Genomic DNA, 21238 nt, shown 5'->3' with positions numbered 1-21238 from the left:
CTGATAATTTCCTTAACTTTCAAAAGTTTTCGGTCTACTGATTTTTAATCTCTAATTCCATTTGATTTGCGTTCTCTCATATCGCTTTTAGTCTAAACTCCAGTCATTTCACCTTATATGTGTTTCTTTAGAGCGATTAAGTTGCACTCTGCGCTAGCTAGATTAGGTATTAGAAATAACTAACAGCTATCTGGTTTTAATCAAGGAGATTATTGATATGGTTGAGAGTAAGCAAGCTTTAGACAAACAGGTTGAAAATGCTAACCGCACGACAACGGGTCAATCCTATGCTGGTTCAACTGGTACAAACATAGATGCTGGAGTATCTGGAATTGAGTATGCTAACCGTACAACAGCAGGTCAATCTTATGCTGGTTCAACTGACACAACCATAGATGCTGGAGTATCTAGACCTGCAAATGCTCCTACAATTACGCCTCAATCCGATGTTCGTCCCGCAAACGGAGGTAGCAATCCTACATTAAATAGAGCACTGATAGGAGGACTCATTGGTGTTACGTTAGGCTCATTAGCTGGCGCTTTTGCTGGTAAAAGAATAGGTAAAGGCTTTAACCACACTATAAAAGGAATAGGAGACGCATCAAAGATTATTGGTGATGGTCTTGGTCAAACAGCAAAAGGTCTAGGGGACGCGGCAAAGAGTGTCGCTGAGGGTACTATCCAAGCTGTTGTAGGTGGTACAATCGACACCGTAGAAGGGGTTGCTGACGTAGCCAAGCAAACTACTGTAGGAACACTGGACGCATTGCAGAGTACAGCAAAGGGTGTTAATCAAGCTGTACAAGTTGTTGGGGACACAGTAAAGGATACAGCAGAAAATGTCGCTGAGGGAATTAAGCAAACCACGGTAGCAACACTAGACGCAGTACAAAGTACAGCAGAGGGTGTTAATCAAGCTGTACAAGGTGCTGCGGACAAGGCAAAAGATACAGCAGAAAATGTCGCTGACGTAGCCAAGGAAACCACTGTAGCAACACTAGACCCAGTACAGAGCACAGCAGAAGGTGTTAATGAAGCTGTACAAAGTGCTGCGGACAAAGCAAAGGATACAGCAGAAAATGCTAAACCATCTGAAAATCAGAGCAATCAATATAAGCGGAGATAGTTGCAATTAACCCGTAAATCAAGAATGATGAAATTGGTATAGGAGATATAGACTGTACCTCAACCTTGTATATTCCAGATTCAGACTAGACAAAGGGGGTTTTGGAAAGTCACTTATGTCTATAAATGAATGAATACCAATAGCTTCTGTTAAAGAATGACTCATTTTCCGAAAAAATTGCTCGGCTTTAGTGACTCTTAGAAACAGGCGCATAGGATTGCAAACCAATAATTTTCTGAGTTTGTAGCTGAGAGAAGTCTAATAAAGTAGTTTTTAAAGATTAAGGATAAGCAATAGTTGCTTTTTTCAAAGGACATATAGCGTTTCCTAAGCAGATGAAGTACACCCAAATCTTTTTTATCAAGGTTAGTAGCTTTTAAAACGTACCTCACTAGATCGGGAACCGCTATATACTTATTCCTTCTACTTAAAGGACTACCTGCAAACATAGAAAGTTCATGAATTATTAGTTACTAGATCAACTTACGTTTTTCCAACTTAAACTCTGCGAGACTAAGAAAAAAACGTCTAGGTATTGTTTTTCTGTCTTATTACAAAAGAGAAGATTATTATGAATGCAAATCAACAGTTTTCAGAGCAGCCTGAAGGAAATATTGATATGCCTACAGATCAAGCCAATAATTATACAGCAGGTAAAAGCACGAATAATGACTTAGCTAAAGTAGCATTTGGAGCGCTCATTGGTGCTACATTGGGTGCACTAGCTGCGGCTTTAACTATTAAGGGTACAACCGAAAAAGTTGACAAAACTGTAAAAAGTGTAGGAAATGCAGTAAAGGGTGCTACCGGGAGTTTTAATCAAACTGTAAAAAATGTAGGAAACGCAATAAAGAGTGTAGCTGACAGTGTTAACGAAACTGTAAAAGATGTAGGAGATGCTGTTAAAGATACAGCTTTGGACGTTAACAGCATTGCAATAGATACAGTGGATGCTGTTAAAGGTACAGCTGTAGGCGTTAACGATACTATAAAAAATACAGTGGATATTGTTAAGGGTGCAGCTGAAGGTGTTAAAGACACTGTAAAAGGTACAGTGGACGTAGACAAGAGTGCAGTTGAGGATGACACTCCATCTGCTAGTCAGAACGCTAATATACCTAATAACCAGACAACTTACATTTTGGTTCCACTAGACAAAAAGCAGTAACAGGCAAATTCTGCCCTCATCATCAGCACTAAACTTCTCTTGTACAAAAGCGATCGCACTATCCTAAGTATCAAAGCTGTCAATAAACCCCTTGTAAAACGGTTACGACAAGTAATCTATTCCTACGGAATAACTGGAGTTTAGACTAAATCGTACCAATACTGAGGTGTTTCTCACATATGTAACTCAGGTCTTAGCTCCTCAATTGTGGAAAGGGGCGATCGTGGTTATGGATAATCTGAGGGTTCATCAGGCGGAGCGTGTAAAAATTGCCATCGAGTCTGTTGGTGCAAAAGTCAAGTTTTTGCCCCCCTACTCTCCTGATTTATCCCCCATAGAACTTTGTTGGTCGAATCTTGTTGCAATTTCTCCGTTCCCGTGAAGCGCGCACACTGGAATTACTCGATCAAGCAATGGCTGACGCTGTAAATTATATTACCGAAGATGATGCCTACGAGAAGGTTCAACCATTGTGGTCTATTTACCTGAAAATTGCTGTAAGGTTCCTTACCACACTAAACGCTGTCACTGATAAAATTAAAGCTGTAGTAAGAACAACTTCTTCTGTGTTAACAACAACTTCTTCTGTAGTTAATAACGCTTCAAGTGTGATAAGTAACGCTTAAGTGGTTGTGACTACGGTTTAAACAGTAATTATCATTACTGAAGATGTTATAACTAATGCTTAAGTCGTTGTTACTACAGCTTAAGCTGTAGTTATAGATGCTGAAGTTGTAGTTATAAACGTTGAAAATGGTATAAGTAACGCTTAAGTTGTTGTTACTACGGCTGAAGTTGTAGTTACTAGACATTTCCAGAAACTGAGAATCAACCACGATTTTATAAGGGTTTCAGGCTCATTTTTAGAGAGGTTTATTATCTTTAAGCCACTTATAAATGATCGCCTGTTCTGGCTTAGAGAAAGAAAGTCCGTCTTTGGGCATATCTTTAATCTTGACCAGTAAAGTCCCTTAATGATTTACACTACTTGCTTTAGTTGTGATTTTGCTAATTCATGAGGTGCGATCGCTCCATTCTCTGTAATGATGGCTGTAATTAACTCAGCCGGAGTCACATCAAAAGCTGGGTTGTAAAAATCTACACCCGCAGGTGTGAGAATGGTATCACCAACTTGATAGATTTCTGTTGGTTCGCGTTCTTCAATGGGAATTTTGCTACCATCGGCTAATTCAAAATCAACGGTGGAAAGGGGTGCAGCCACGAAGAAGGGGATATTATGGGCTTTAGCTGCGATCGCAACACTATATGTACCAATTTTATTGGCAGTGTCACCATTAGCAGCAATGCGATCGGCACCCACAACTACAGCATGAATTAAACCCTGTTTCATGCAATGGGCTGCCATATTATCAGTAATTAATGTCACTGGAATACCTTCTTGCACACATTCCCAAGCGGTGAGTTTTGCGCCTTGTAAGCGGGGACGGGTTTCATCGGCAAATAAACGTTCTAAACGTCCTTCTCTCCAAGCAGAACGCACAACACCCAATGCTGTGCCATAACCAGCAGTAGCCAGCGCCCCAGCGTTGCAGTGAGTAAGCAGCCTCAGCTTTTCTGGGGTATTGGGTAAAACTGCTAAACCATTGTCGCCGATCGCTTGACAGGTTTGCAAATCTTCAGCGTTGATTGCTTGGGCTGTTTGGAAAAGGGTTTGCTTGATGTCTTCTACCGTTCCCAGCGTTTCGTAAGCGGCTTTCATCATCCGGCTAATTGCCCAAAATAAATTTACCGCCGTCGGACGAGTAGAACGCAACAACTGGGCTACTTTATCTAAGTGTTGCAAAAATTCGTGGCGATCGCTTGTTTCGATTTCTCTAGCACCAAGATACATTCCATACCCCGCAGCCACACCAATTGCAGGCGCACCTCGCACAATCATCGTTTTAATCGCCCGCGCCATATCTTCACTGCGGTGAATTTCCACAAATGTATATTCGTTGGGTAGACGGGTTTGATCAATTAGTGACACTGAGTCATTATGCCAAATAACGGGATAAACCTGGTTTGTGGAAGGTGTCATAGCAATAGGTTATTAGTAAATAAGTAATATTTTTTACTTTAATGCATACTGGTAATTTTATTTGAAAAACCAAATTTAATTAACTACAGCATTTTCTACCTTAATTAAGTAACTTATTTAATTTCAAGTACACATAGAATATGCAGTAAAAAGATTAGAAAAGAATTTTTTAACCAAAATTTTTACTCATCTTGAAAGCCTAGTTATGATATTTATATATTGACAAAATAATGTTTTTGTGTTAAAACATTTTGAATATCTGAGTTTCAGGTTAAATATATGACATTTATATAATTGTTTTATTCAATGTGAAGTGTTTTAATAAATAACTAAAATAGGTAAACTATTATTTAAAACTAAGTTTTAATTTTTTTATATTGAAACTTATTATCCTTTTCAAGTATGAAATTTTTCAATTTCAACTAAAAGAAAAAAAAGGGATCAAGCATGAATAAACAAGCAAGTTCTATACCTGCTGTTGATTTAGTTATCGTTATCGATACTAGTCCTTCGATGAAGGATGAAGCCCAAGCTTTGAGCGATGCTGCTGAAAAAGCGATCGCACGTTTATTTATTTGCGATAAATCACCGTCATTTATCTTCAGTTGGCGAAGGCGATCGCTTTGATAAAATCTTCTTTTACTTAGTTAGTAAGAAGTGTTTTAAGAAACCAACAACATCGTTAACCTAATTACTCAAAAGCTTTGCAATAGAACTATGAAACGCATTGTTATTTGCTGTGATGGAACCTGGCAACAATTAATAAGTCCCTACCCAAGCAATGTGGTTAAATTAGCTCAATCCGTGAAACCGATCGCCCGTGATGGGGTTACACAGATCATATTTTATGACGAGGGCATTGGAACCGAGAGTCAAAAAGTTTTAGGGGGAGCTACCGGACTAGGAATCGATAGAAATATAGAAGATTGCTACCGATTTCTGAGTCTCAATTATGTTACTGGTGACGAAATCTATCTGTTTGGCTTCAGTCGCGGTGCTTACACAGTTAGAAGTCTAGCAGGGATGATCTATTGCTCCGGTCTTTTAGACCGTCCCCATGTCACCAAAGCACATGACGCTTATGAGCTTTACCGTAGCCGGGGTATAAAACCAAAGGATAAAGAAGCTGTGGAATACCGTCAAACTTACGGTGAGCGTGTCCCTATCACCTTGATCGGTTGTTTTGACACCGTCGGTGCCCTTGGTATTCCTGGGATGCCCGCATTCAGCAAGTTGAACGAGCAGCTAAATAAGCGGTACAGATTCCATGATACTACTTTAAACAAATGTGTTGAGAATGCATTGCACGCTGTGGCGATCGACGAAATCCGCGAAGTCTTTGATGTCACTCCCATGAAAAAGCATCCTGAGGCTGAAAACCAGCGAGTGATTCAAAAGTGGTTTCCAGGTGAGCACGGCTGCGTTGGTGGTGGAACGAAAGAACATAGTGGGTTATCAGATGCTGCCTTACAGTGGATGATTGATTCAGTCGGTGTCCTGGGATTGGGGCTTGACTTAGATCCAAGTGTGATTCCCACAGGCATTAACCCCAATTATGAATGTGACTTTAAGAACGATGTTGGATTCTTTAAATTGGCTGGAATCAAGTTTCGTGAGGTCGGGGATGTCATTGAAGATATTCATGAAAGCACGATCAACCGTTTGAAAAGTCGCAAGGACTATCGACCGAAAAATCTACAAAAGATTATCGATAAACTGAATTAATTTATTAATAATGTTGTTTCAAGGAGCGCTTGCTGCTTTAGCGCTCCTACTGATGTTTTAGTCTTGCCAAAACCATCAGCAGAAATAACCCTTATTCTCAAACAGAAGCAAGCTATTCTAAAGGAGAAATTATGACTGCAAAAAGAGACACATCAAGAGATGGGTTTAGAAACAAACTTGAGACAGCTGTTTTAACCGGCTTTAAACCAATTTGGAACTTTATTCAAAGCAACCCAGGTCTTGCTAGAAAAGTAAACAAAACTCTCACTAACAATGCCATCTTAAAAATTCCGACTCGTCCATATCCGTTTAGTACAATGTCTCCCTATACATCCTGGGAGTCATTAATCGATCGAACATATTCAGGACTCCAACTACCACCTCTAGATTGGAAACCCTTGACTAATGAAAACTATATCGGTATTAATTTAACACCTGCGGAAAAGTTTGAGAAAAATCTGCCGCAGATTCAAGATTTGGAGATTTTGTATCGCAAAACTGGGGAAACGAAATACTCACCTAAATCCTCTCTAATTTTCCCCTATTTTGTTCAATGGTTTACAGATAGCTTTCTGAGAACCGATCGCCACGATCCACGCAGGAATAGTTCTAACCACCACATCGATATGTGCAATGTCTATGGGTTAAATCCAAAGATTACACATTTGCTGCGATCGTATGAAGGCGGTAAGCTAAAAAGCCAAATTCTTAATGGAGAAGAATATCCTCTCTTTTATTATGATGAAGATGGAAAACCCAAAGAAGAATTTAACGGGTTGCCCCATCTTTACACCGACGGCACCCCAAAAGCAGAAACGTTCCCTCCAGAAAAGAAACAGAAGTTGTTTGCGATGGGGTTGGAAGTAGAGCGAGCAAACGTGCAAATCGGCTATGTCATGCTGAATGTTCTTTCCTTAAGGGAACATAATCGCGTGTGCGATCTGTTAGCAAAAAATTATCCAACTTGGGACGATGAACGCCTTTTCCAAACGGCAAGAAATATTGTCATGGCTGAATTTCTCAAGATTGTTTTAGAAGATTACATCAACCACATCACTCCCTATCACTTTCAATTTTTCACCGATCCCCTGGCGTTCACTGATGAAAAGTGGTATCGCCATAATTGGATGTCGGTGGAATTTAGTTTAGTTTATCGTTGGCATAGTATGCTACCCGATACTTTAATGTACAACGGGCAAAAGCTTCCTATGCCAGCTTCGATGTGGAACAACGACATGATTATCAACAAAGGATTAGGAGCCATCTTTGAAGAAAGTTGTTCCCAACCCGCAGCGCAACTGAGTTTATTCAACACACCTGAATTTCTCATTCCCACCGAAATAGCTAGTATTCGCATGGGTCGTGAGGCAAAATTAAGAAGCTATAACGATTATCGGGAATTATGCAAGTATCCCCGCGTGACTGAATTCAATCAGATTAGTAGTAATGAAAAAGTCCAGAAAGAACTGCAACGATTGTACGGTCATGTAGACAATATTGAGTTGTATGTAGGACTCTATGCAGAAGATTTACGACAAAATTCAGCTTTACCACCCTTAGTAGGACGACTGATAGGAATTGATGCCTTTTCTCAGGCGTTTACCAATCCTCTGCTAGCAGAAAGTGTCTTCAATCCAGAAACATTTTCACCAGTAGGTTGGGAGGAGATTCAGAATACAAAAACCCTCTCCCAAGTGGTGCATCGCAATATTCCTCAAGGTAAAAACTATAGAGTTTCTTTTTATCGCCAAGATTGGCAGCCAGTTTGATTACCTAATGAATTAGGGTGTGTTACGAATGATAAAACACACCCTACTTGTTAAAGATACATAAAGTATTTTCTAATTAATCCTACCTTTAAAAAAATGAAACTATTTACCGAATATCCAGAAAAAGACGAACTAAAATATTGCGATCGCATGAGTGAGCTAGTCAAAAAGAACATGGATAATCTTTACGGCGGTGAGAAGAAAAAAACTGCAAAGAGAGATACCCACTCTAAAACCAACGCTGCTGTACAAGGAACTCTAGAAATCTTTGACTTTGATGAAGCAGCAATTAAGCAGGAATTGAGCAAACGCGCCTCATTAACTGAAGCTCAACTTCAAGCCATTTCCCTAAAACAAGGTTTATTTGCCAAACCGAAACAATATCCGGTTTGGCTACGATTTGCAAATGGTGCGTTTTCAGTAAAGAATGATTATGAAGGAGATACGCGCTCCATGTCCGTAAAAGTGATAGGGGTAGAAGGAGAACGACTACCGCAAAGTCACGAGTTAAAAACCCAAGATATTATTACCCACAATACCGAATTCTTTTTTATTAGAACTATCAAAGACTTCCACAGCTTTTTTTTGCAGGTTTATCGAGCAAAGCTGTCTCCGTTTCTTATACCGTTCATACTTTTATGGAAAAAGTTGCATCCCTACGAAATCTCACTTCTAGAAACCAGTTTTAAACGGTTTCCCAAGACTTTGCTTATAGAACGCTATTGGAGTGCTTCAGCGTATTCTTTGGGACTCAAATCTGATTTCGATCCATCTCAACCAGGGCGAATTCCTGTGGAATATCCGGTTGTGATTAAATATGGATTTACTCCAGTTTCCAGTCAACCACCTCATCAACAACTTCCTTTAGAGTCCAGACCAGAAAGTGAGCTTCAGCGTGCCAAAGCTTCAGGTTCAGAGGACAATTACTACCGAGAAGATATCATTCAAGCTTTAGCAAAGCCTGATGCTGAATATTGTTGGGACTTTCAAATCCAATTTCAAACCAGCCCAGAAATGTCCATTGATGATACCACCATTGTTTGGAATGAAGAGGAATCACCCTTCTTTACAGTTGGTCGTCTAACAGTCAAGCATCAAAAGGTTAATTCTCCCAAAGAAAATAACTTTGGGGAAAATCTCAGTTTTTCTCCTGGGAATGGTCTAGCAGTGCATCGTCCTGTCGGTGCAATCAATCGGTTACGCAGCGTTGTTTATCCTATCGTTGCTAATGACCGTCATCAAAAACGAGGAGTCAAATACCAGGAACCAACTGTCTGACTTTTAGATATCCGACTTCCGACTTATTTAATTTTATTGCGATCGCACAATTGCAGCAGTACGAAGATTTGCCATTTTCATAAGCAAATCGCCCACACCTGAATAACAAGTGTGGGCGATTCATTACTACAAAAAATTAACTAAACAACAGCAGATACTTGCTGCTTAAAGAAAGCTTGCAATACTCTCTCTGCTATTTGATGGCTAGTTAAACCTAATTCTGTCTTAGATTCATTTGGTTCAGCATGATCTACTAATACATCTGGTACACCGAATCGCTTGACAGGAACGAGAATATCTGCATCTAGTAAAGCTTCCGCGATCGCAGAACCAAACCCACCCATAACACAGCCTTCTTCTAAGGTGACAACACGGCCGATTTTCTTAGCTAAAGGCAAAATCAACTCGGTATCCAAAGGCTTAACGAAACGGGCATTAATTACAGTTGCTTCAATGCCGTGTTCGCTGAGAATTTCAGCAGCTTGCATTCCTGGATAAACCATTGTGCCATAGCCGACGATTAACATGTCATCGCCTGTACGCAGAATTTCGCCTTTGCCGATTTCCAAAGGTTCCCAACCTTCCTCCATCAGGGGGACACCGTAGCCATTGCCACGAGGATAGCGCATAGCGATCGGGCCACTGGTATGGTTAACGCCAGTTACTACCATGCGTTGTAATTCTGCTTCGTCTTTGGGTGCCATTATTACCATATTGGGAATGCAACGCAGATAAGCGATGTCATACATACCCTGGTGGGTGGGCCCATCAGATCCGACAATTCCTGCCCTATCTAAGCAGAAAAACACTGGCAGGTTTTGGATGCAGACATCATGAACTATCTGGTCATAAGCGCGTTGCAGAAAGGTAGAATAAATGGCGGCTACGGGGCGCATCCCTTGAGTTGCAAGTCCTGCTGCTAGGGTGATAGCGTGTTGTTCAGCAATGCCGACATCAATATATTGATTGGGCAGTTTTGCTTGAAGTTTATCCAAACCTGTCCCCGTTGCCATCGCCGCAGTAATCCCAATAATTTTGGGGTTTTGTTCGGCAAGTTTCACCAGAGTGTGAGAAAAGACCTTGGCATAAGCCGGGGGTTTGGGTTTGTTGGAAGGAATGGCTTTGCCAGTTGCTACGTTGAAGGGGCTTTGGGCATGGTAGCCAACTTGATCTAGTTCGGCAATTTCATAACCTTTGCCTTTGACTGTTGATACATGTACCAAAACTGGCCCTGGTATTTGATGTGCCTGTTGGAAGGTGGCAATCAATTCTTCGAGATTATGCCCATCGACTGGCCCAATGTAGGTAAAACCGAGTTCTTCAAAAACTGCACCTACCTTGGGAACAGCCAAGCGTTTCATACCTTCTTTGATTCGTCCGAGTTCGGGAGACAGGGATTCACCCACGAAGGGAATTTGTTTAAATTGTTCCTCAAGATTATCTTTAATAAATTGCACCGGCTGGCTGAGGCGCATTTTGTTCAGATAGCGAGGAATCGCGCCGACGTTGCGGGATATAGACATGTCGTTGTCGTTGAGAACAACCAACAGGTTAGTTTTCGGCAAGTGTCCAGCATGGTTGATGGCTTCTAAAGCCATACCCCCAGTCAGCGCCCCATCCCCAATCACAGCAACGGCTTTAAATTTTTCTCCTTTTAAATCTCGTGCTAAAGCCATGCCCAATGCTGCTGAAATACTTGTAGAAGCATGTCCAGCCCCAAAGTGATCAAACTTGTTTTCACAGAGTTTGAGATAACCTGCAACTCCGTCTTTTTGTCTGAGGGTATGGAAGCGATCGTAGCGTCCTGTAAGCAGTTTGTGGGGATAAGCCTGGTGTCCTACATCCCAAATCACTTTATCCCGATCTAAGTCCAGTGTCTGGTAAAGTCCTAGTGTTAATTCTACAACACCCAACCCTGGCCCCAAGTGTCCACCATTAACTGCTACGGTTTGGAGATGCTTATCTCGAATCTGACGGGCAATCTGTTGCAGTTGGCGAACAGATAAACCGTGCAACTGATTAGGATGGGTGATTTCGCTCAGATGCATATTATAGGGTTTTCCTCTCTAACTTCAGGTTTTCGGTATTTTGATTTTCCCACGGCCGGGTTGTTCACATAATCAGACTCTTATATTGTTACTAAGTTGTAGCGGAAAGTATAACTTCGTAATTGATAATGGTGAAAAATTTGTTAACCATTAACAACTCGTTCAAATCAGGTTGAAATAATTTAAACATACAGTACATTTGTCAATAAGTGATGCTACTTAAAAATAATTTTTATTTCGTATAAAAAATAAATGTTACAGCAGCATTTTGTGGAAATTCTTTAACTATAACGCTCGCTTTAGCTAAACTCAGATATTTAGTAAAATAATCTTTTTAAATTAATAATTATAAAATTTTGTCTTACTTCTGAGATAATTAGCAAATAACATGCCGATTTTAATCACAGCACAAAGTTTATAAATTAATCTGTGCAATAAATTTAGACTTTCTTAAATTATTTATAAACAGCAAGATTCCCGACCTTTTTAATAAGTCGGGAATCTAAGGCTTTCGATTTGAACGAAATCAAATAGGATTGCTATTTACCAAAAGCATCCTTGATATTATCAACGATGCCTTCAACAACATTCTTTGTGTTATCTACTGCTTCTTTAGTCCGAGCCGAATCTTCGTCTGCTCTTTTCTGAATTGTAGCTGCATCTTTCTTTGCTTTGCGCTCTACAAAACTACCATTGTCTGTTGCTTGATCAACTTTACTGGCATTGCTCTTTGCAGCTTCCTTAACTTTATCTGTCGTATCATCGATAAAATTTTTGGCTCGTCCAGCATCTTTACTGGTTTTTTCTTGAACTTTATCGCCTGCGTCTGATAATGCAATCAAGGTTGCAGTAGGAGCAGCCATTGCTGAAGTGTTCGATAAAAATGCCCCTTGCCAAACGAAAGCGATCGCTAACATACAAAACAGTGTTGTAGCCATCCAGCGTTTTACTGTGGAAAGTTGTTTTGTAAAATAATTCAGTCTCATAAAATACAATCTCATGTGATTTAGCATACTATTTTTACTTCATTTACCTTATTAATCATATCGTTCTTTAGATAGAGGTTCTTACGTCATTAGTTATTAAACGAATTCCCTATTTTGATAGATTGAATTTTAAGTAAAGATTTTTTCATGGTAATTAAGAATCAAATTAAACAATTCACAAATTTTGGGCATGAGCGTAGACGCGTAGCGGCTTGTCGTTATACATCGCACTTAGAGAAAAGTTAGCGATCGCCATAAAGTTAATTAACTTGCGATCGCTTCCAGGGGGCGGTTACGCCATCGCAACTGATTTTTTCCGGTTGGGACGCTTGCGTTCTGATTTTTTCTTAAGTCCAATCGCTTGGGCTTGATCGCTATCTGACCCATATTGTCCGCGCACAACTTCTTTCATCGCTAATACAGCATTATGAAATTCCCATTCTGCTAATCGTGCAGCATCAGTAGCAGCACGGTATAAAGTTAGTTTCTCGGTTTCAGCTTGTTGCTGCACCAACATAGCTTGATAAGCTTGCTGTAAATTTGCTACAGATGCATCAGCACGGGTTGTATTATAGCTGCTGATGGTTTGCAAACCATGCAATGAGGTTATATCTTGACTAATTAATTGAGAGGCTAAACGACGGGTTTTATCCTGGGTAGGCATATACTCATACTGGTATAATCGATATATTTAATGTGCCCATTAAAACAAAAAAACTAACAGGAATGTAGAGTTTGTTGATAAAGATCCGGGTAATGGATAGCCTAAAAGGAGAGAAGCTTTGAATTTTACTTCCCAACGCTAGTAGGGAAACGGCTGTTCTTGTTAGGTCTGTGTTAAATCCAATACAGAAACGCTATAGAACAAGGTTAAAGAAAGCGTGAGTTAATTTTTGCAGGTCGCTGCAATAGCATTGTCAGCCGAAACAATGGCATTGTCAGCCAAAACAATAGCATTGTCAGCCGAAACAATGGCATTGTCAGCCGAAACAATGGCATTGTTAGCCGAAACAATGGCATTGCAGGAGGTTGCATTAAATAGTGTGGCGATGCAATTAGTGTTGTATCATAGTGTGAACTTCCTCCACAGACAACACTAAGAAAGCATCACCCTGACATCAATTGCTGGAGGCGCTGTGGTTCCTCTCCTAGCCAATCTGGATTTTGGGCAGTGCTATCAAAAATTGATGAGGTTTTGAAAGGCTCAAACTCGCCGCGTGATGCAGCTTCTGCCGTTTTTGCTAAGAGCGATCGCACCTGCTCGTCATTCATTGGCTGGAACGTCCGCACTGCTTCAAAGGCTTGCTCTAGAATTTCCATGCTGTCAATTCCGGTAATCACAACCGATGTGGGCAGATTCAAAGCATAGTGTAAACATTCAATTGGCGTTACAGTATTTGACCGTAAAAGAATACCGTTTGCCAAGCTTTTCATTCCTAAAACGCCGATGTTTTGTTTAACCAGTTCTGGCACAACCAACTTCGCAAAGCTCCGATAGTGGGCATCCATCACATTGAGCGGCATCTGCACTGTATCAAATTTAAACCCGTAAGTGGCTGCAACTTCCAGCGTATGTAAATGAATATGAGGGTCTTTGTGCCCAGTAAAGCCTATGTATCGGAGTTTTCCAGCTTCTCGCGCCTCAATGAAGGCAGCATTCGCCCCTTCTTGGTCGAAAATTCGATGGGGGTCTTCGTATCGAATCATTTCGTGATGCTGAACCAGATCCATGTAATCAACTTGTAGGCGTTTGAGTGATTCGTCTAGCTGTTTTGCTGCTTCTTTCTTAGAGCGACCATCGATTTTCGTCATTAGCAACACTTTATCTCGGTAGCCATCGCGTAGCGCTTTTCCCATGCGAATCTCGCTGGCTCCACCGTTGTAATCCCAACTGTTATCCATAAAGGTGATGCCACGATCAATGGCTGTTCTAACAATTCGGATACCCAGTTCCTCATCAACGTGCTTCAAGGCGATGTGCCAACCACCCAATCCAATCGCAGAAACTTTCTCTTCTGTACTGCCGAGAACTCGGTATAGCATTTCTGAATTTGATGTAGTTCCTGACATCTGTTCTCCAAGTCTTTCAGCTATTACTTAAGTACATATAGCTGTGTGCCAATTCAAAGACAAGGGAAAATTGAGAATATCTTGCTGAAGATACACTTTTCAAACCGATCGAGAAATTATTGAAGAAGCCAAAATACCGATGGCAATTTAGGATGTGTGAGATAAAGAATTGAGGGCACAGCATTGCTGTGCCCCTACAACATATTTGGTTCAAATAAATGAAAACTGTTGTAAAATATTAACAATTATTTACCACTATAGAAAAAGGCAATTTCTTTTTCTTTTAGGGGTGCGAAATCAGCATCTACAAGTAATTGGTCGAGTTCTGCTTGGGGAATGTGTTTTGCGCCAATTCGCACAATGCGCGATCGCATAGTATTAGATACGCCACTGCGCTGTCTATTGCCTTCTAGCGCCATAACTTTACCATAAAGTTCTAGCTTGGCAGGTGGAATGGGAGAACCATCAAAATCAATTCCTTGTGCGATCGCTTCATCGATAGCATCAGCACCTGTAGTAGTTTGATTTCCTGGGTTAGTTTCGGTAGGCATGGTGATTTACTCTTCTTCGCTATGGGTAGATTTTACCAGCCTTGCTGACACCAAAGCTGCCTACTGGCTTTTTTGCTATGGGTTCACAGATAGGTAAAACCCACCTCGGTGGATTAAAAAACCTTAATTTTCTCTTAGCCCACAGAGGTGGTCTACCCTTCTCTTCTCCCAAAGTAGAGACGCAGCGTTCGAGAGGCTGCACCAACGGCAAGGCTTCTCTACCAGACGCACTCGCGTTCGCCTATGTTTGTGTAAGCGCGAATAGAATTCGCCAAAACTAATCACGAGTTTGGCGTGTTACCAAGCCGCCAACAAACGCCCCTAAGATAGTACCTGTCCATAATCCTGTTGTGCTACCTTGCCAGATTGCGCCTGGTGTGATCCAAGCGTTGCACATCTCCTTTAAACCCCAAGGTTGGTTTTGACACTTTTGGCTATGCAGCATCAGAGTAATTTGCCCACTGGTGTAAGCACCAAAAAAACCTGATGATAGCGCTAAAAAAGTGCAAATTAAAATTCTGTTTTTTGTCATTAGTCATTAGGGGGAATAGCACTAAGTTAAAATAGAATCCTTAGTTTTAATCTTGATTGCAATTTAAGCTGTTTCCTCTAAATATTTGTGAACAAAAGTGACCGCCATAGCACCTTCTCCAACGGCTGAAGCCACGCGCTTTACAGAACCGTGCCGGACATCACCAGCAGCAAAGGAACCGGGAACACTCGTTTCTAGGAAAAAAGGATCGCGTTCTAGAGTCCAGCACTGGCGTGGATGACCATCTTGAAGCAAATCCGAGCCAGGCTTGTTTATAGAGGACTCATATTTTATTGCGTGAAAAAACTCAGTACACCTTTATTCCTTGTTTCCAGTCTCCAGTCCCCAGTCCCCAGTCCCCAGTCTTTACGAGTAATTCAAGAATCAAATCGGATTGCTATAGATGCGATCGCACTTTGGGCGAACCATAAGTAAAATTTTTAGGTTAACTAGGCTTTTAATCTATTTCACTGTAAAGTTAAAAGGGCAATTCGTTAAGTCAATACGCTGCTCTTTATCTAATTAACGCGAAGATTTATGCCTGATATCGTAGATACTGCAATTAACGCAGGTACTTTCAACACTTTAGTAACAGCTATCACTGTTGCTGGTCTTGATACGGCACTGAAGGGTGCAGGGCCATTTACTGTATTTGCACCAACTGATGAGGCGTTTTCAAAGCTGCCATCGGGAACTGTCGAGTCACTATTAGAAGATGTCATTCAATTAAGAAAGGTATTAGAGTACCATGTTGTATCTGGCAAAGTAATGGCAGCAGATGTGGTAAAGCTTGATTCAGCAACTACCACAGCAGGTTCAACGGTGAAAATTGATGCCTCTAATGGTGTCAAAGTAAATGACGCTACAGTTATTACACCAGATGTCGAAGCAGAGAATGGTGTGATTCACATTATTGATACAGTGCTAATTCCTCAGTAGGAACTTGGAACAAGTCTGTCCGACTGCTTCAGACTTGTTCGATTAATTGCTTATCAATAATTCCTGGCAAAAGATAGAATGAGGGAATGAGGATGTAAAAAACAATACTCAACTTGATGCTAATAAAAGCCAAGCCTGCGGCAACAAGATAAGAAATTGGATAACTCAGAGTCCAAATAGTTGCTTTTTGAGCAGTTTTTTGGTAGATGATTTTTTCACTCGTGATGTACCGACGGACAACATAAAACCAGAGCGCATTGTAAGCAAATCCAGTCAGTGCTAGTGTCAGTCCATAAAAAACAATGACGGATAGCGAGGTTCCATATTCACCAATAAGCGCCGTGTAGGATAGGGGATAAAAGCAACGCACATTAATAAAAATAAGTTGATTACTAAAATAGTGCGATCGACTCTTTTTATGAAATGAAAGAGTGCATGATGATTAATCCAAATTACGCCAATAACAATAAAACTGGTGGCATAGCTCAAAACGTGAGGAAATACTTGGAATAGTTTAGCAATAGCTTCAGAGGAGGTTGCTTGAGATAAGTCAGGTGCTTTAATTTCAATCACAAGCAAAGTCACCGCGAAGCTCTTTCAGAGCCGCTTCGCTAACGCAAATACACCATCACTAAATGCCTCAAAACGATTTAAACTCATTAAGGGAACTTGTTTTGTACTCTCTAATTGCGGCATTTTAGTTTCCTGAAGTAGTTTAAATCAGTTGACTCTACGCTTTTTGTTGGAGAGTATTTAAATTTTCACCAAATCGACTTGTTCCATAACTAAACTGAGAGCGATCGCCCATTTGCTGACCGGATGCCATAAGTTGTCTGCCATAAGCTAGTTGACTCGGCTCCCAAGCTGGCAAAGCTTTAATAACATTATGGTTGTGTCTAACTAGCGCCTCAGCAAGAGAAATTGCATTAGCCGCCGCTTTTGCGGTACTTGCTGCCGTATGGGGGCGGGGAATAAAGGCAGCATCGCCAACTAGCGCCACCCGTTTGAAGGTCATTTGTGGCACTCCCAAGTCTAAAATCGCCTGGACAAAAGGCTCTTGAGTTGCGGCAACAAGTTTCTGGAATGGGGGCGCTAGTACAGTATTGGCATAAGAACGCATCTCTCGTTCAACTGCTGGTGCTAACATTCCGGGTGGAATAGAATAATCCCGATGTTTGCCTTCCTTATCTGTCAAAATACGAGGTAGTTCTGTCGTCTCATCGTAATTGACATACCAAACCCAGTTAAAGCGGCGTTCTCCAGGTACTAAAGATTCGCGATCGCCCGGAATCACATATTGCAGTATGTGAGAGTTGGGAAATTGATAGAACACAAATCGTTCTGTAAACAAAGTAGCCGCATCTGATTCCAGTTCATTTTCGTTCACAAGTCCCCGATAAGCGACATATCCGGCGTAAAGATAATGAGCATCTGGTAGGAAATGTTGTCGCACAGTCGAATTTGGGCCATCTGCACCAATCAATAAATCTGCTGTATCATGAGTTCCGTCAGCAAAGATTGCTGTAACCTGTTCGCCGTTTTGCTGAATATCGGTTAAGTATTTGCCGTAATGATAATGCTCAGAGGGAAAATGCCGACGCATAGAACCGTAAAGCAAATTCCAAGAGGTCAACATTTGACGCATTGGCATCGGTTGGTTAACACTACCATCGGAGTTTAGGTAATAACGTTCGTGCGCTGTTACGCCCAGCGATTGAGTAGAGATACCTGCGCGTTCAAAGGCTTCAATAACATCGCTTTGTAGTACAACGCCACCACCGCGACTATCAAGCTTGCGATCGGAGCGTTCGTAAATATCGACATCCCAACCAATAGAGTGCAGCATGATTCCAGCAAACAAACCACCTAACGATCCACCAATAACAATTGCTCGATTACCTGTTGGTTTTATAGTCATTGAACGCGCTACTATTCTTTTATGCAACTTCTAGTTCATTTACCGCAGCTTGCAAGGCTGTTAAAAAAACATCAACACTTTGCGCTCCAACAATCGTTTCTCTACCAATTTTGATCGACGGTACGCCGCGTATATTTCGACTTGCTGCCTGCTTTTCTAGCGCTTTGACTTCCTCAATACCTCCAGTAGAATTTAGAAATGCTCTAACTTTGTCAGCGTCTAACCCAACTTCCGCCGCAAGTTTAGCTAAGGTTTCGACATCGCTAATATCTTGTCCTTGCGTAAAGTAAGCGTTCAAAATCCGCTCTACCATTTCTGTGGCTTTGCCTTCAAGCTCGGCAAACCAACTCAAGCGATGAGCTTTTAGAGTATTTGGAGTAACCTGCATTAAGTCATAGCGAAATTCAATGCCGTCATGGGTAGCCGCCTGCATCGTTTGAGCATCTAACGCTTGTGAATATTCCCAACTACCAAACTTGTTAGAACGGTAGGTTTTACGATCCATCCCTGCTTCTGGCATGGTGGGGTTTAACTCGAACGGATACCAAAGGCGTTTAATCTTAACCGAAGCTTTTAGTTGCTCAATTGCTCGATCGAGCCGTTTATCTACCACCAAACACCAGGGACAGATAAAGTCTGAAGTGATTTCAATTATTAAGGTCACGGGTTTCTTTCTATTAATTCCTGACCTCTTAACGATAACTGCATTCATAAAGAATGATAATAGAGCTAGTATGCCAAACACCTTTGCGTTTTATGCAAAAGTATAGGGAAACCGATGGATCAATTCGCAGCGATGCGTGCTTTCGTCAAAGTGGTAGAAACTGACGGATTTTCTGAAGCTGCACGACAGATGCAGATAGCAGTATCTTCTGTGACTCGCCAAGTAAATGCTCTGGAAGAAATACTCAATACCCAACTACTCAACCGCTCAACTCGCAGCGTTACCCTTACAGCGCAAGGTCGTAAATATTACGATAAGGCAGTTCGCATTTTGCAAGATCTGGAGGAAGCAAACCAGTGTGTGATGGAGCAGGATATTCCACGCGGACTATTGAAAGTCAGCGTACCAGTTGCCTTTGGAAGACTGCATATTGCACCTATTGTCAATGATTTTTTTGTTCAGTATCCAGAAGTAAAGCTAGATTTGAGATTGAGCGATGGATTGTCTAACTTGGTGGAAGAAGATTTAGATATTGTAATCCGCATTGGAAATCTCGATCGGTCTGGAGCAAATCTAATTTTGCGTAAGATTGCCTCGTATACACGCCTCGTTTGCGGTAGTTCAACGTATTTCAAACAGCATGGTAAACCCAAACATCCAGACGAGTTAGCAAATCATAACTGTCTATTGTTTACTTATTTCATGGGGTATGATATATGGCGATTCAAACGAGATACCGAATTTTGTGAGGTTAAAGTAAGTGGTTCCTTAATATCAAGTAATTCTGAGGTACTCCGCCAAGTCTGTTTGGATGGGACGGGTCTGATTTTGATGCCAACTTGGTTAATTGGTGAAGACATCCGAAAAGGAAAGTTGCAAGCAGTGCTAACCGATTGTCAAGTATATCCCCAAACCAGTACAGATATGGGCATTTATGCGCTTTATTTGCCAAGTCGCAGAAATTCGCTGCGGGTCAAAGCATTTATCGATTTTTTAATCAAACGATTTGGTAATCCGCCTTACTGGCAAGAAACCACGCTTTGAACTGGGTTATGCAAACAATGATTCAATAGTAGATGTTTGTTACCCCTGCGTGAATCAAAGTTAGATGTTTTAATAAACATTCGGGCATTGGGCACTTGTACTCTCGCACTTGTCCCGAGCAACTTGTACTGAGCTTGTCCTGAGCGTAGTCGAAGTAAGCCGAGGTAAGTCGAAGTATTGGGAAGAGGCCCAGGGGCAAAGGAGAAATGCTCCCTGCTCCCCTTCTGCTTCCCCATTCCCCATCAACCTGTATTTCTCATCCCGGCTGCAATACCATTAATAGTTAACAATGCTCCTCGCAGTAACTCGCCTTTGCTGTAACGAGAGTGGATGACTCCAGAAGTAGCAGTAGTATTTAAGGACTGCCGTAGGCGCTTGAGTAGTGAAACTTGGATAAATCCCAAGGGGACAATTGTGCCATTGCGTAACTGCACAGATCGTTGCAAGACAGGATCACCATCTAACAGTCGATTGTGATCGGTGATTTTTAATACCAAATCCCTTGTGAGATAGAACTCGCTAGCAATTTGGTCAAAAACCTTGGCAAAACGAACTTGATCTTCTGGTTTTGACAATTCCTGAACATAGTGATGTGCCATTTGCATATCTACTTTTGCCAAGGTCATCTCGGCTTTAGAAATCACCATCTTGAAAAAGGGCCACTTAACGTAAAAGTAGCGTAGCAATTTCAAGTGTTCTTCTGGTTCTTCGTTCAAGAATTCTTGTACAGCTGTGCCAACGCCGTACCAGGAAGGAAGTAAAAAGCGGGTTTGTGTCCAGCTAAATACCCAAGGAATAGCTCGTAGACTACTTAAATCTTTCTTACCAGATGGACGACGGGCTGGACGGGAACTAATTTGCAGTTGGCTAATTTCTTCAATGGGGGTTACTTCGTGGAAGAAGTCAACAAAATCAGGTTGTTCGTAGATTAAAGAACGATAATGTTGACGCGATCGCACTGCTAATTCTTCCATAATTTCATTCCAGGGTTCAATATCATCAAACCCTGTCCGCAGCAGGCTAGCTTGAATCACAGCAGTGGTGATGGTTTCCATGTGATACAATGCCAAGTCCAACAAGGAGTATTTAGAAGCCAAAACTTCTCCTTGTTCGGTAATCTTGATTCGCCCATTGATACTATGACCCGGTTGAGCCAAAATCGCCTCGTAAGCAGGGCCCCCACCTCGTCCCACAGAACCGCCGCGTCCGTGGAAAATCCGCAAATTTATATCATAGTTTTCTGCTATTTGTTGCAGTGATTTTTGGGCTTTATGAATTTCCCAGTTGCTGCTTAAAAACCCAGAGTCTTTGTTGCTGTCAGAATACCCCAGCATCACTTCTTGTAAGTTAGGGGGCAGGGGGGATGCTCCCGGGGAGGC

The 21238-nt window shown here is 41.4% G+C and carries 23 protein-coding genes and 1 pseudogene; 12 read left to right on the top strand and 12 right to left on the bottom strand.

All coding sequences use genetic code 11. From position 1 onward, the window contains the following. Positions 1-217 precede the first annotated feature (217 nt). The 4 genes from ACFFAP_RS15490 to ACFFAP_RS15475 all read left to right on the top strand — a co-directional run bounded on the left by ACFFAP_RS15490 (position 218) and on the right by ACFFAP_RS15475 (position 2920). On the top strand, positions 218-1126 hold the full coding sequence (locus tag ACFFAP_RS15490; RefSeq protein WP_375512036.1) for a hypothetical protein: 909 nt from the start codon (positions 218-220) through the stop codon (positions 1124-1126). A 571-nt stretch (positions 1127-1697) separates the two neighbouring features. Continuing rightward, entirely contained in the window at positions 1698-2294 is a 597-nt protein-coding gene (locus tag ACFFAP_RS15485; RefSeq protein WP_375512035.1) for a hypothetical protein, read from the top strand. 133 nt (positions 2295-2427) lie between these two features. Continuing rightward, positions 2428-2676, top strand: coding sequence for a transposase (locus ACFFAP_RS15480; RefSeq protein ID WP_375512044.1), 249 nt, complete (start codon positions 2428-2430; stop codon positions 2674-2676). Positions 2677-2707: 31 nt separating this feature from the next. Next, a complete protein-coding gene (locus ACFFAP_RS15475) occupies positions 2708-2920 on the top strand; it encodes a hypothetical protein (protein ID WP_375512034.1) in 213 nt (70 codons plus the stop codon). 353 nt (positions 2921-3273) lie between these two features. Here ACFFAP_RS15475 and mtnA read toward each other — a convergent pair whose 3' ends face one another. Continuing rightward, a complete protein-coding gene (gene mtnA / locus ACFFAP_RS15470) occupies positions 3274-4335 on the bottom strand; it encodes an S-methyl-5-thioribose-1-phosphate isomerase (RefSeq protein WP_375512033.1) in 1062 nt (353 codons plus the stop codon). A 447-nt stretch (positions 4336-4782) separates the two neighbouring features. On the opposite strand from mtnA, the gene ACFFAP_RS15465 reads away from it, so the two are divergent. From ACFFAP_RS15465 to ACFFAP_RS15450, 4 genes are all read left to right on the top strand, one after another. Then, the gene (locus tag ACFFAP_RS15465; RefSeq protein WP_375512032.1) at positions 4783-4962 is read left to right on the top strand and encodes a hypothetical protein; all 180 of its coding nucleotides are present in this window, start codon (positions 4783-4785) and stop codon (positions 4960-4962) included. A 90-nt stretch (positions 4963-5052) separates the two neighbouring features. Next, on the top strand, positions 5053-6060 hold the full coding sequence (locus tag ACFFAP_RS15460; protein ID WP_375512031.1) for a DUF2235 domain-containing protein: 1008 nt from the start codon (positions 5053-5055) through the stop codon (positions 6058-6060). A 131-nt stretch (positions 6061-6191) separates the two neighbouring features. After that, positions 6192-7829 (top strand): peroxidase family protein, encoded by a 1638-nt coding sequence (locus ACFFAP_RS15455; protein ID WP_375512030.1) that lies wholly within the window; start codon positions 6192-6194, stop codon positions 7827-7829. 96 nt (positions 7830-7925) lie between these two features. Further along, positions 7926-9107, top strand: a complete 1182-nt coding sequence (locus ACFFAP_RS15450) for a catalase (protein ID WP_375512029.1) — start codon at positions 7926-7928, stop codon at positions 9105-9107. A gap of 140 nt (positions 9108-9247) precedes the next feature. Here ACFFAP_RS15450 and dxs read toward each other — a convergent pair whose 3' ends face one another. The 3 genes from dxs to ACFFAP_RS15435 form a co-directional block, all read right to left on the bottom strand. Next, positions 9248-11155 carry a 1-deoxy-D-xylulose-5-phosphate synthase gene (gene dxs, locus ACFFAP_RS15445; protein ID WP_375512028.1) on the bottom strand — a complete coding sequence of 636 codons (1908 nt, stop codon included), beginning with the start codon at positions 11153-11155 and terminating at the stop codon, positions 9248-9250. 539 nt (positions 11156-11694) lie between these two features. Next, a complete protein-coding gene (locus ACFFAP_RS15440; protein ID WP_375512027.1) occupies positions 11695-12141 on the bottom strand; it encodes a hypothetical protein in 447 nt (148 codons plus the stop codon). A 292-nt stretch (positions 12142-12433) separates the two neighbouring features. Next, positions 12434-12805, bottom strand: coding sequence for a hypothetical protein (locus ACFFAP_RS15435; protein ID WP_375512026.1), 372 nt, complete (start codon positions 12803-12805; stop codon positions 12434-12436). Between the two features lie 229 nt (positions 12806-13034). Between ACFFAP_RS15435 and ACFFAP_RS15430 the strand changes: the two genes are divergently transcribed. After that, on the top strand, positions 13035-13241 hold the full coding sequence (locus tag ACFFAP_RS15430; protein ID WP_375512025.1) for a hypothetical protein: 207 nt from the start codon (positions 13035-13037) through the stop codon (positions 13239-13241). Between the two features lie 7 nt (positions 13242-13248). Here the strand turns inward: ACFFAP_RS15430 and ACFFAP_RS15425 are convergent, their stop codons facing one another. From ACFFAP_RS15425 to ACFFAP_RS15410, 4 genes and pseudogenes are all read right to left on the bottom strand, one after another. Then, positions 13249-14211, bottom strand: a complete 963-nt coding sequence (locus ACFFAP_RS15425) for an aldo/keto reductase (protein WP_375512024.1) — start codon at positions 14209-14211, stop codon at positions 13249-13251. Positions 14212-14456: 245 nt separating this feature from the next. Then, positions 14457-14762, bottom strand: a complete 306-nt coding sequence (locus ACFFAP_RS15420) for a DUF4090 family protein (protein WP_094332552.1) — start codon at positions 14760-14762, stop codon at positions 14457-14459. Positions 14763-15039: 277 nt separating this feature from the next. Then, positions 15040-15294, bottom strand: a complete 255-nt coding sequence (locus ACFFAP_RS15415; RefSeq protein WP_375512023.1) for a hypothetical protein — start codon at positions 15292-15294, stop codon at positions 15040-15042. Positions 15295-15357: 63 nt separating this feature from the next. After that, positions 15358-15558 (bottom strand): annotated as a pseudogene (locus tag ACFFAP_RS15410) (pyridine nucleotide-disulfide oxidoreductase); the annotation flags it as partial. Positions 15559-15591: 33 nt separating this feature from the next. Between ACFFAP_RS15410 and ACFFAP_RS15405 the strand changes: the two are divergent. Together ACFFAP_RS15405 and ACFFAP_RS15400 are read left to right on the top strand one after the other, a co-directional pair. Next, positions 15592-15729 (top strand): hypothetical protein, encoded by a 138-nt coding sequence (locus ACFFAP_RS15405; RefSeq protein WP_375512022.1) that lies wholly within the window; start codon positions 15592-15594, stop codon positions 15727-15729. Positions 15730-15831: 102 nt separating this feature from the next. After that, the gene (locus ACFFAP_RS15400) at positions 15832-16233 is read left to right on the top strand and encodes a fasciclin domain-containing protein (protein WP_375512021.1); all 402 of its coding nucleotides are present in this window, start codon (positions 15832-15834) and stop codon (positions 16231-16233) included. Positions 16234-16518: 285 nt separating this feature from the next. Here ACFFAP_RS15400 and ACFFAP_RS15395 read toward each other — a convergent pair whose 3' ends face one another. The 3 genes from ACFFAP_RS15395 to ACFFAP_RS15385 form a co-directional block, all read right to left on the bottom strand. Beyond that, positions 16519-16818: a TMEM175 family protein gene (locus tag ACFFAP_RS15395; protein ID WP_375512020.1), complete on the bottom strand. Its 300-nt coding sequence runs from the start codon at positions 16816-16818 to the stop codon at positions 16519-16521. A gap of 145 nt (positions 16819-16963) precedes the next feature. After that, entirely contained in the window at positions 16964-18151 is a 1188-nt protein-coding gene (locus tag ACFFAP_RS15390) for an FAD binding domain-containing protein (RefSeq protein ID WP_375512019.1), read from the bottom strand. A gap of 19 nt (positions 18152-18170) precedes the next feature. Continuing rightward, the gene (locus ACFFAP_RS15385; protein WP_375512018.1) at positions 18171-18815 is read right to left on the bottom strand and encodes a DsbA family oxidoreductase; all 645 of its coding nucleotides are present in this window, start codon (positions 18813-18815) and stop codon (positions 18171-18173) included. Between the two features lie 114 nt (positions 18816-18929). Here ACFFAP_RS15385 and ACFFAP_RS15380 point away from each other — a divergent pair, with 114 nt between their 5' ends. Then, positions 18930-19859, top strand: coding sequence for a LysR family transcriptional regulator (locus ACFFAP_RS15380; RefSeq protein ID WP_375512017.1), 930 nt, complete (start codon positions 18930-18932; stop codon positions 19857-19859). Positions 19860-20101: 242 nt separating this feature from the next. Here the strand turns inward: ACFFAP_RS15380 and ACFFAP_RS15375 are convergent. Then, positions 20102-21238, bottom strand: a 1137-nt coding sequence (locus ACFFAP_RS15375) for a phosphoenolpyruvate carboxylase (RefSeq protein WP_375512016.1), incomplete at its 5' end; no start/stop codon positions are given.

The organism is uncultured Nostoc sp., assembly GCF_964245575.1.
GTDB lineage: Bacteria > Cyanobacteriota > Cyanobacteriia > Cyanobacteriales > Nostocaceae > Nostoc.
Note: the sequence above shows the minus strand (reverse complement) of the source record. Positions and strands in the feature narration are given on the sequence as shown.

Coding starts and splice junctions, on each gene's coding strand:
- ACFFAP_RS15490 (WP_375512036.1), top strand. CDS start 218: ATGGTTGAGAGTAAGCAAGCTTTAGACAAACAGGTTGAAAATGCTAAC.
- ACFFAP_RS15485 (WP_375512035.1), top strand. CDS start 1,698: ATGAATGCAAATCAACAGTTTTCAGAGCAGCCTGAAGGAAATATTGAT.
- ACFFAP_RS15475 (WP_375512034.1), top strand. CDS start 2,708: ATGGCTGACGCTGTAAATTATATTACCGAAGATGATGCCTACGAGAAG.
- mtnA (WP_375512033.1), bottom strand. CDS start 4,335: ATGACACCTTCCACAAACCAGGTTTATCCCGTTATTTGGCATAATGAC.
- ACFFAP_RS15465 (WP_375512032.1), top strand. CDS start 4,783: ATGAATAAACAAGCAAGTTCTATACCTGCTGTTGATTTAGTTATCGTT.
- ACFFAP_RS15460 (WP_375512031.1), top strand. CDS start 5,053: ATGAAACGCATTGTTATTTGCTGTGATGGAACCTGGCAACAATTAATA.
- ACFFAP_RS15455 (WP_375512030.1), top strand. CDS start 6,192: ATGACTGCAAAAAGAGACACATCAAGAGATGGGTTTAGAAACAAACTT.
- ACFFAP_RS15450 (WP_375512029.1), top strand. CDS start 7,926: ATGAAACTATTTACCGAATATCCAGAAAAAGACGAACTAAAATATTGC.
- dxs (WP_375512028.1), bottom strand. CDS start 11,155: ATGCATCTGAGCGAAATCACCCATCCTAATCAGTTGCACGGTTTATCT.
- ACFFAP_RS15440 (WP_375512027.1), bottom strand. CDS start 12,141: ATGAGACTGAATTATTTTACAAAACAACTTTCCACAGTAAAACGCTGG.
- ACFFAP_RS15435 (WP_375512026.1), bottom strand. CDS start 12,805: ATGCCTACCCAGGATAAAACCCGTCGTTTAGCCTCTCAATTAATTAGT.
- ACFFAP_RS15425 (WP_375512024.1), bottom strand. CDS start 14,211: ATGTCAGGAACTACATCAAATTCAGAAATGCTATACCGAGTTCTCGGC.
- ACFFAP_RS15420 (WP_094332552.1), bottom strand. CDS start 14,762: ATGCCTACCGAAACTAACCCAGGAAATCAAACTACTACAGGTGCTGAT.
- ACFFAP_RS15415 (WP_375512023.1), bottom strand. CDS start 15,294: ATGACAAAAAACAGAATTTTAATTTGCACTTTTTTAGCGCTATCATCA.
- ACFFAP_RS15400 (WP_375512021.1), top strand. CDS start 15,832: ATGCCTGATATCGTAGATACTGCAATTAACGCAGGTACTTTCAACACT.
- ACFFAP_RS15390 (WP_375512019.1), bottom strand. CDS start 18,151: ATGACTATAAAACCAACAGGTAATCGAGCAATTGTTATTGGTGGATCG.
- ACFFAP_RS15380 (WP_375512017.1), top strand. CDS start 18,930: ATGGATCAATTCGCAGCGATGCGTGCTTTCGTCAAAGTGGTAGAAACT.